This is a genomic window from Breznakibacter xylanolyticus, from assembly GCF_003254275.1.
Lineage (GTDB): Bacteria > Bacteroidota > Bacteroidia > Bacteroidales > Marinilabiliaceae > Breznakibacter > Breznakibacter xylanolyticus.
Window position 1 is genome coordinate 1 of sequence record NZ_QKZK01000069.1, and the last position, 5,620, is coordinate 5,620.

Genomic DNA, 5,620 nt, shown 5'->3' on the forward strand with positions numbered 1-5,620 from the left:
CGCTTAGCCACAATTTCGGGCACAAACGTATTGTTTCTGTCTCGAGGGGTTGTTAATTCAAACTCTCCGGTAGAGCTTTTTACTGTTTTGGTCGTAAGCCCATTTCGCTTGTTTCCGCCCTCATGTTTAAGGTGTTGTTCAAGCTCTAGGGCCAATGCCTTTTCTAAAAAATGCTTGATCAGAGGGGTGAAAACACCGTTCTCACCCATGAAATTCTTTTTCTCATAAAGTCCCTTGATCGCTTCCCGTTCAAAGTCTTCGTAACTGAAATCTGGTTTGTCTTTCATTGTCTGCAAAATTAATATTTATATATTGCAGACACAGTTCCATGAATAGTCTCAACCCAACACACGTATATGACAACACCCGCATCACGCCCATCCACTGCACAGGCAGCCGGCAGCTTTCTCATTCCGCTCATTCTGGTCACCAGCCTCTTTTTTATGTGGGGAGTGGCCAACACGCTCAATGGCATCCTGATTCCGCAGTTTCAGAAATCGTTTTCGCTCACCAATTTTCAGTCGGGGCTGGTACAGTCGGCCTTCAACCTGGGATACTTTTTATTGGCGCTGCCGGCGGCACGCATCATGAAACGCTTTGGGTACAAAACAGGCATCATCATCGGGCTGGTGTTGTATGCATTGGGAGCCCTTCTTTTTTTCCCGGCTGCCGAAATACGGGTGTATGGCCTCTTTTTGATGGCGCTGTTTGTCATTGCCTCGGGTCTGGCCTTTCTCGAAACGGCGGCCAACCCTTTTGTGACGGTGCTGGGCCCTGCCGAAACATCGGAGAAACGGCTCAACCTGTCGCAAGCGTTCAACTCGCTGGGCGCCATCATGGGTATCGTCATCGGGCGTTTTTTCATCTTGTCGGGGGTTGAATACACGCCTCAGCAAATCGCGGCCATGAGCGCCGACCAACTGCAAGCCTTTTACACAGCCGAAACCAAAGCGGTGCAGACACCATACCTGGTGCTGGGCATCGTTGTGGCACTGTGGGCGGTGTTCATTTTATTTTCAAAACTTCCGGACATCAAAGAAGAAGCCGACGCATCATCGCAACATCAGCACGGCTTCAAAAACCTGCTCGGTCACCAACATTTTGTGGCGGGCGTTGTGGCCCTGTTTCTTTACGTGGGAGCGCAGGTGGGCACCTGGAGCTATTTAATTAACTATGCCAAGCACACCATCCCCGGCACCAGCGAACTGGCGGGCGCCGATTACCTCACCGTGTCGCTCATTTGTTTGATGCTGGGTCGATTCTCAAGCACCTTTATGATGAAATATTTCCGTCCCAACCGCATCATGGCTCTGTTTGCCGCTGCCAATGCACTGCTGGCTTTGATAGCGGTGGTGATGCCGGGCATCATTGGCCTTTATGGACTGGTGGTGAGCAGCTTTTTTATGTCGCTCATGTTTCCCACCATCTTCGCGCTTAGCATCAAAGGGCTGGGCAACGACACCAAAATAGGGTCATCCATCCTCATCATGGCCATTGTGGGAGGCGCCGTGATCACGGCACTCATGGGGCTCATTTCCGACCTGAGCTCCATCACGGTAGCCTTCCTGTTGCCGGCTGTCAGCTATCTTTACATCTTGTGGTTCGCCATCAAAGGGTTTGCCCCCAAGCACGCATAACGTTCTCATTCATCCATCATCCACACACATCAACGTGACATCCATCCTCAAAATCAAATCGGAACAAAAGCTTACCCAGCAGCAAGAGGAGTTTAACAAACTGGTTGCCCTCATCGAAAAACGCAAAAAAGAGCTGGAACGGCTTCATCAAAACATCCGCAAAGCCACGCAAATCATCTCCGAACATCTCATTCCCCTTGAGATGGAATTCGGCAAACTCACCAAACGCTACGTGGTGACGCTGCACGGATGGCTCAACGAACCCAAAATCACCAAGAGCGAACGTGAAAAAATCATCCGTACCATCGACAACCACCTCAGTGCGGCCTTAGCCGCCTTCCCCGATGACAAGGAATTGCTCGACATTGCTGAGTTTCTCGAAGCCCAGGAGGATGAATCTGAATACGAAAGCGAAGCCTTCCATGAAATGTTCGAACAGATGTTTGAAGGGATATTTGACGAAACTTTTAACGAACCGCCCAAAAAGAAAACCAAACAACAACAAAAAAAGGAAGCCGAACGCCAGCAAGCCGCTCAGGCCGACACGTCGCGACTGGAGAAAATCACCAAGAAACTCTACACCGACCTGGTGAAAAAACTCCATCCCGACCGCGAACACGATGACGCCCTGCGTGCCGAAAAAACCGAAATCATGAAGGAGGTCACCCTGGCCTACAACGACAACAACATTCACGCCCTCATGCATCTGCACCTGGCGCACATGGACGACCAGCAACAGTCGATGCTTTCGCAAATGGCCGACGAACAAATCAAAAGCTACGTGAAACTGCTCAAGCAACAATCCATACAACTGCAAGGTGAAATCAACAGCATCAAATACCGTCCCGAAACCCAAATGCTCCATTTACTCACCTGCGGCACCGAGGTGATGCAAAAAAACAAACTCAAGCGCGAAATCGAATCCCTCAAACTCCGTAATCATCTCTTTGAGGAATCCACCATCGATGCATTCAAAGACCTCAAAGCCCTCAAAAAACATCTCAAAACAATTCCGGATGTTGACGAAATGCTTCAATATCCCGACTTCTTTTAATTGATTGCAATGCAACAAAGCCCGTTCACGACGTTTCGCGAACGGGCTTCTCCTTTGTCTGATAAACCTCTATGAAGAAAACTAAAACCTCTTAAAACGACACGGCCGTGTTGTATGCCGATGTGCTCAGGGAAAACGTCTTTTTGCTCGTCCCCCCCGAATAGGTGCCGCCGCTGTACAAGCCATCCTTTAAGGTGCCCGTGCAACTGCCGCCGGTATAAACCGAATAACTCACATTGCGCTGCAAAACGGGCGACGTTAAAAAGAACACACTGGCCGTGCGTGCCGGCTCAAAGGTCACCACATCGGTGCCCGAGGCATCCTGCACCCTGAAGATATTTCCGGCCGACACCCCCGACGATGCCGTCAGGGTGACATTGTATTGCGATGTGGAGCCGCCGGGCGTTTTAGCCCCGTGCATGCCACTGGTGGGACTCGATGCAATCACAAAGCCCCCCGTGAGCGTAAACGTGCCGTTGAAGTCGAGCGCCTCCTCGGGTTGCGAAGCCGGTCCGTGCATCACCAGCGTGCCCCCCGATACTTGCACATTCCCATTGCTGTCCAGCGCATCGCCCGACGCCACATTCAACGTCATGTAACCCCCTTTCATATAAAAACAGCTGCCATCGTTGCTCTCCGTCCCGCCCGACACGGTGCCCATCGTGGCGTTCACCCCGTCGTTCGAGGCCACCACGCTCACGTTACCGCCGTTCATGGTGATGATCTTGCTCTCGATGCCCTCCACCGACTTCACAATGGTCACCTGGCCATCATTCATGGTGATGGACGTAGCCGAGCTCATCCCGTCATCGGTCGACGAAACTCGCATGGTTCCGCCGTTCACCGTCATCTCGCCATCACTCTTCAATGCTTTGGGATGACTGTAATCCGACCCGCTCACCACAAACTTGGCGCCCGTGGTGGTCACCGTCAAATCGGGGCCATTGCCCGACTGCCCGATGGTCAGCTTTCCGCCGGCATTCACACCCTTGCCGCCACTGCCCGATGCCGTCAGCACCAGCGTCCCTCCCAACAGCCCCACATCGCCCTTAGCGGTGACACATGCGGCACTGTATGCATCGGTCGTGCCCGTACTATTCTTATAGGTCGCTCCGGCACCTGATTCCGATATCTCCACCGAACCCGAATGGATCACCAGGTTGCCTGCGGCCGAAATCCCTTTGCCGCCCTTGCCGGTTCCTGTGATTTTAATGCTGCTGCCATCAATCGACACATCCACGCCTCCCTTAATACCCGTGGCATAAGCCGGGTCGTATCCCGAGCCTGATGCCTCCAGATACACATGCCCCGGAAGGGTCACTGTCACGCTTCCGCCCTTAAAACTCATCAATCGTGCCGCCTTAATGCCCTTGGCCGCCGATGTCGTGGCCGTAGCACTCCCGGCATCGATGGTCACTTCGCCCCCGCTGATGGTAAAATTCCCTTCACAATCAATCGCATCCTTCCCCGAAGTTACCTTCAACACACCACCCTGTACGTCCACAAACCCCAGCGATGCATCCTGATCGTTAGGGCTTTTCAATCCGTCACCATGCGCCGTCACCGTCACCTCACCCGAAGCCACCACCAAATAATCCTTCCCTCTGATGCCGTCGTCGGCTGCCGTCACCGTTACGTTGGCTGCCTTCAATATTAACCCATCCTTCGAGGCGATTCCGTCACGGTAATTCCCGGTCACCGTCAACGCCCCGTTCCCACATATCGTCAAATTGCTTTTGCTAAACAAAGCCGCATCCGGCTCACTCTCGTCGGCCGATGCAAACACATACGATGCCCCGTCAGTCAAGCTGTTTTGCGTGCCATCCCCTAACACCACAATCACCTTTTTGGCTTTTTTCACAAAAATGGGTGCCGACGTTGAACTGGCCATCGTCACCCCATTCAGCACAATCCTCACCACCCCCTCTTCGTCGGTATTCACCACCAACTGACCGTCGCTCAGCGTCCCCGTCACCCTGTAATTACCGGCCTTCGCAATTGTGGCCACACTTCCGTCCACCGTCACCGCCTCCGAGGTCACTCCTATCGAACTCCCCTTCAACTCAATTTCCACCATCGACGACACATCCCACACGTAATCCGATTCCGCCTCGTGCGTGAGTCCGTTGTCAGCCGTTCCGGCCACCGGTGTCGATGTCTCATCATCATCACCACTGTCGTCACTGCTATCATCTACCGCCTCCGTCTCCTCCTCAGTGACATCATCCTTTTTACTGCACGCCCCTATCACCCCAAAGGCCAACAGGCACACCATTAATAAATAATACTTGCTTTTTTTCATTTTGCACTCGTTTGGATTTATTCAAAGCATCTCATTATGAGTCTCTATCAAGAAGCAATATTAATCCTCATGCCTCTTCCCCAAAAACAACTTCAACAAACCCATCCAAACCATCAACAAACCAACTGCAAAATCCAAACAACATCCTCAACGCCTAAGTTCCCTCTCCCTCACATACAATCCCCAAGTTGCCACCCCATCTACAAACAGGCTTCACATCAAGCCCCCAATCCAACTCAACAAAAAACTCCGTGCCCCCTCTGTGCAACTCTGTGTCACCCACCATTACACAGAGCCCACCGAGAAGGCACTAAGATCCACAGAGCAACAATTCGTTCCATTAGTACTAATCGACGCAGTCGCTTTGCGAAGCATAGTTATCGTTGTCTTCGACGCATTGCGAAGCAAAGAATTCGTATAATTCGTGTAATTCGCGGTTAAAAAAACTTTTTCTACCTGATCCCCTCGTGCACTTCGCGGATAAAAAAGTCTACAACGCAAAAAAGCCAGCTGATTACTCAACTGGCTTTTCTAAAAATCGGCGGCGACCTACTCTCCCACTTCTATGCAGTACCATCGGCGCGGCAGGGCTTAACTTCTCTGTTCGGAATGGGAAGAGGTGGAACC

At 51.9% G+C, this 5,620-nt stretch carries 4 protein-coding genes and 1 rRNA gene; 2 read left to right on the forward strand and 3 right to left on the reverse strand.

The features are described 5' to 3' along the window. Positions 1 to 287 (reverse strand): transposase (locus tag LX69_RS17200; RefSeq protein ID WP_185741728.1); only part of this gene is annotated, 287 nt, incomplete at its 3' end. A gap of 69 nt (positions 288 to 356) precedes the next feature. On the opposite strand from LX69_RS17200, the gene fucP reads away from it, so the two are divergent. Then, positions 357 to 1,637, forward strand: a complete 1,281-nt coding sequence (gene fucP, locus LX69_RS17205) for an L-fucose:H+ symporter permease (protein ID WP_111447261.1) — start codon at positions 357 to 359, stop codon at positions 1,635 to 1,637. Positions 1,638 to 1,671: 34 nt separating this feature from the next. Then, positions 1,672 to 2,691, forward strand: coding sequence for a J domain-containing protein (locus LX69_RS17210; protein ID WP_111447262.1), 1,020 nt, complete (start codon positions 1,672 to 1,674; stop codon positions 2,689 to 2,691). A 91-nt stretch (positions 2,692 to 2,782) separates the two neighbouring features. On the opposite strand, the gene LX69_RS17215 is transcribed toward LX69_RS17210, so the two are convergent. Together LX69_RS17215 and rrf are read right to left on the reverse strand one after the other, a co-directional pair. Then, positions 2,783 to 4,993, reverse strand: a complete 2,211-nt coding sequence (locus tag LX69_RS17215) for a carbohydrate-binding domain-containing protein (RefSeq protein ID WP_111447263.1) — start codon at positions 4,991 to 4,993, stop codon at positions 2,783 to 2,785. Between the two features lie 536 nt (positions 4,994 to 5,529). After that, positions 5,530 to 5,620, reverse strand: a 5S ribosomal RNA gene (rrf, locus tag LX69_RS17220); the annotation flags it as partial.